The 3,662-nt window shown below is 41.2% G+C and carries 6 protein-coding genes; all 6 read right to left on the minus strand.

The window, feature by feature from the left end:
- Nucleotides 1-605: 7TM diverse intracellular signaling domain-containing protein (locus tag WA010_RS08100; RefSeq protein WP_422556621.1), on the minus strand; the 605-nt coding region annotated here is incomplete at its 3' end.
- A 5-nt stretch (nt 606-610) separates the two neighbouring features.
- Nucleotides 611-1,300: a response regulator transcription factor gene (locus WA010_RS08105; protein WP_422556622.1), complete on the minus strand. Its 690-nt coding sequence runs from the start codon at nt 1,298-1,300 to the stop codon at nt 611-613.
- 112 nt (nt 1,301-1,412) lie between these two features.
- Complete coding sequence (locus tag WA010_RS08110) at nt 1,413-1,826, minus strand: ArsC/Spx/MgsR family protein (protein ID WP_422556626.1); 414 nt, start codon at nt 1,824-1,826, stop codon at nt 1,413-1,415.
- Nucleotides 1,826-2,068, minus strand: coding sequence for a hypothetical protein (locus tag WA010_RS08115; protein WP_422556623.1), 243 nt, complete (start codon nt 2,066-2,068; stop codon nt 1,826-1,828). The genes WA010_RS08110 and WA010_RS08115 overlap by 1 nt, the downstream gene beginning before the upstream one ends.
- The gene (locus tag WA010_RS08120) at nt 2,061-2,774 is read right to left on the minus strand and encodes a hypothetical protein (protein WP_422556624.1); all 714 of its coding nucleotides are present in this window, start codon (nt 2,772-2,774) and stop codon (nt 2,061-2,063) included. Before WA010_RS08120 ends, WA010_RS08115 begins: the two co-directional genes overlap by 8 nt.
- On the minus strand, nt 2,743-3,662 hold a 920-nt coding region (locus tag WA010_RS08125), incomplete at its 5' end, for a DUF2201 family putative metallopeptidase (protein ID WP_422556625.1). The genes WA010_RS08125 and WA010_RS08120, both read right to left, overlap by 32 nt.

A 3,662-nucleotide genomic window follows, 5' to 3' on the forward strand; every position in this document is an offset into this window, starting at 1 on the left:
GAGATATGCCATATAGTGCCAATTACAACTTCAGGGGATAGATCATTAACCAACGGTATCAATCCGTTAATGGCACAGATATGTGCCACCGCAATGATAAAGAGTGGAAACAATGACCAAAAATAAGCTTTTGATTGTTTGATCGAAGAGCGCATCGAATGATAAGTCAGATACAACGAAAAGAGGAATGCAATCATGACAAAGATCGAGGTTGGAAGTACCCCATCTTCTCCTATCATCAAAAATGTTATTCCTAAAACAACTACGAATGCAATTGCCCATGAAAATTTTGCTAGCTTAGGTGATAGACGATAGGTTTCATTGACATGAAGTGTAAAAAGTATTAAACTCAAATGATAAAATTGCAACAAAAGTGTTTCAAGATATAGAGGAATCAGATCATATGCTCTCCCCCATGAAGCATCCATCCCATCAGTGACGCTAACGATACCTCCATAGAGGGCAACAACATAAAGAGAAAAATAAAGATAGCTTCGCTCTTTGGTATAAGAAAAAAGGGTTAGATGATGAAAAAAAAGGGCAAAAATATATCCGCTAAATATAAGTAAAATAAAAATATTAATATTGGCAATTTCAGGTAACATATGTTTTAGATACTAGGTAAATCGATACGATAGCCGAACCCACGCACAGATGTAATGATATCTATACCTATCTTTTTTCGCAGTCGTGCAACCGTCATTTTCAACGTTGAATCATGCACAAATTCTAATGGCCAAAGAGTATGGGTAATTTCCTCTTTAGAAACTATTTTGGAATTATTGGCGACCAATAAGCACACAAGCTCCATCTCTTTTATCCCTAATGGTACAGAAATTCCGTTGCAAGAGAGTATACAATTTTCTATATTTAAAAAAACATCATCGCTTAATTTATACGTTGATGTAGATCCACTCATTCGCTTAAAAGCATTGGAGAGAGTTTGCGTGAGCTGTTCCAACATTATCGGTTTAACCAAATATCCATCTATCGAAAGATTAGCGGCATCGATTAGAAGATCACGTTCCGTAAAACTGGTCATTAAGATGATGGGGAGTTGATAATTTTCACATCGAATGGAACGGACAAGAGAAATCCCATCACATTTTGGCATTTTGATATCGCAAATTAGGATATCAGGTCGATTTTCTTTGTATAATCTATATGCCTGTTCACCGTTTTCTGCCACATGTACATTATTAAAAAATAGACCTAAAGTTTTTAGGAAATACATACGTGTTATCGTATCGTCTTCGGCATACAGAACTGACTTGTTCTTCAAAAAGGAAAGGTCTTGCACGGGTTTCAAAGATAAATCAACTTAATATTAATATATGTAATTTTACATAAATCCTAGTTAATCAGCACTGTCATTTTCAATATAACTTATAATCAAAAAAATCAGCCCGTAGTTAATGCATCTTCTCCAAACACCCTTTTTCCATACAATTAATTTTCGGCATTGCTTCCACATAACGATCCAAAATTTCGGATACTTTTTTCTCATCAAATCCGCACAGTTTCTCTGTTCCGATCACCATCAACGGGCGGCGGATCAAAATCGGATTTGCCATCAACAGCTCCATTGCAGAATCTTCATCCAGAGTTTCGGGAAAGATTTCGCCATTTTTGATGGCAGGGGCGGCAGGGTTAAACCAATCGGGTACTTTTTTATCCCCCATAAAACTGCGTAACGATTCAGCATCCAAACCATGTTCCAAAAGATTACGCTCGATGAGGGTACAGCCACTCTGACGTAATATCTGCTTTTGCGCAGCATTGGCGGCGCAAAAGGGTTTTTCATAAAAGACGACGAGCTTGATCATCACTCCATACCTATAAGGGCGCGCCCTTTGCGGTTGAGGTAAAAAGTATCATACCCATCATCTTCCACCGTCATACACTCTCCCAAATACCCTTCATCATAGAGATTGCTGATGATACGATGTACCTCATCAGTATTCATCTGCGCGTATTCGGCAATATCGACCGCTTCATAGATATTATAATCGATCTCGTCACTGAGGGCAAAAATCGCCCTCATGACCCGCAGTGTTGATTCATTCATGATTACCCTTTAACTGATGTATCTGTTTTGTCAGTACGATATTCTGAAGCGGATGGAGCTTTTCACGTGAAAGCCACGTTTCAAACTCCACACAGTAATGCGCTTTAATTACATCATGCAACTTTTGTACTTGATCTACCAACTCACTCAAAAGTGCCTTGGCTTCATCGAATGTTAGCTCTTTAACCGGCTTCAATCGACGCAATACTCCTTCACACAGTTTCTCATCCACATAAGTATCCGCCATCTCTAAAAACTGCGACGCACGAAGCGCTGAAGCAAAGTTCTCATTCCAAATCCGACCGTTAATCATCTGATCACATGCTTGATCGATAAAAACAGGGTAAAGATTCAATACTTCCAGTAATTCGCTAAAATCGTTATCGACCAATGCACGAAAAAGCATCCGACTACGGTTACGAATATGACGGCGAAGATCAGGGTTTTCGATAACCTGCGGGTTAAGCCGTGTAAACCGCTCCAACGCCCCCAAACGTGAATGATTAAACGCCATAATCGCCACTTCGGCGTTACGATCCCCCACTTGGTGTGGATGCGAACCGCTAGGACGGTGAAATGCCCACAAGAGCCGCGCTTCATCATTCTCATGGTTTAGATAAATCGCATCGCCCTGCTCTTCAAAATCCAAATCGTCTTTCAGAGCCTCAATGTGCTCACGATAGGTCAAAGTAGACAACGTCCCCATAACGCTCAAACCTTTTTAAATTTTGTTTTTCACTCAGTAAAAAGAGGGTCTGCATAGCGGGAGCCTTCTCTACCGTAAAATAACCATCACTGAGTATCACTGCAAGGTTCTTCTCCCCTGCATGGGCATTTAGATACTCTAAAACGGGGCTAAACTGCGTCCCACCGTTCCCTTTAGCAAAACTAATATTAGGTAATATCCCCTGTGCGTCGTAGCTCTTTTTCTCTTCACTATAAACCCGCTCATCGAATGGGATCACACTCACCTCAAAATCATGACTCATTCTAACAATAGAATCGATAATCCCTAAAAACCTCGCAAACACTTCCCCAGTAATACTCATAGAGCGATCCAAAAAGATAAAAAAACTCAGACGATTACGATCAAATCGGTATCCGGGGAGATAAAGCCCCTGATGGATAAAGCGGCGGTTGGGACGGGAAAAATCGGACTCTTTATCGAAAAAACTCTCTGTCATGTAGGAGTGCAAGAGCGTGTGCAAATCAATAGAAGGCTTGGTGATCTCGTCGAACATTTCCAGCAACGATGCTGGGATATTCCCCTGCTTACGTGCTGCACCCATCGCTTGGATGATCAATGCATCGAGTTCTTCCTCAGCGACCTGACTATCCCCCTCATGTTCAATAATATCCATCTTTTGCTGTGTTGGGTTCTCCTCATCGGGTGTTCCTTCCCCCTCATCACTCTCACGGTAGAGGGCATGGTACACCTCCTCTACACTTTTGTCGCGAAAGGATTCGATCACCATCGCCTCTTCATCCGATGATCCAACACGCTGAAAATCACTGAGTAAAAGTCCGATCACGATGTCACAACTGCGATTCCATGTCGGCTTCTCCCGACCCTTCATCCGAAAAGGATGTTTGA

This window comes from Sulfuricurvum sp., assembly GCF_049305995.1.
Classification (GTDB): domain Bacteria; phylum Campylobacterota; class Campylobacteria; order Campylobacterales; family Sulfurimonadaceae; genus Sulfuricurvum.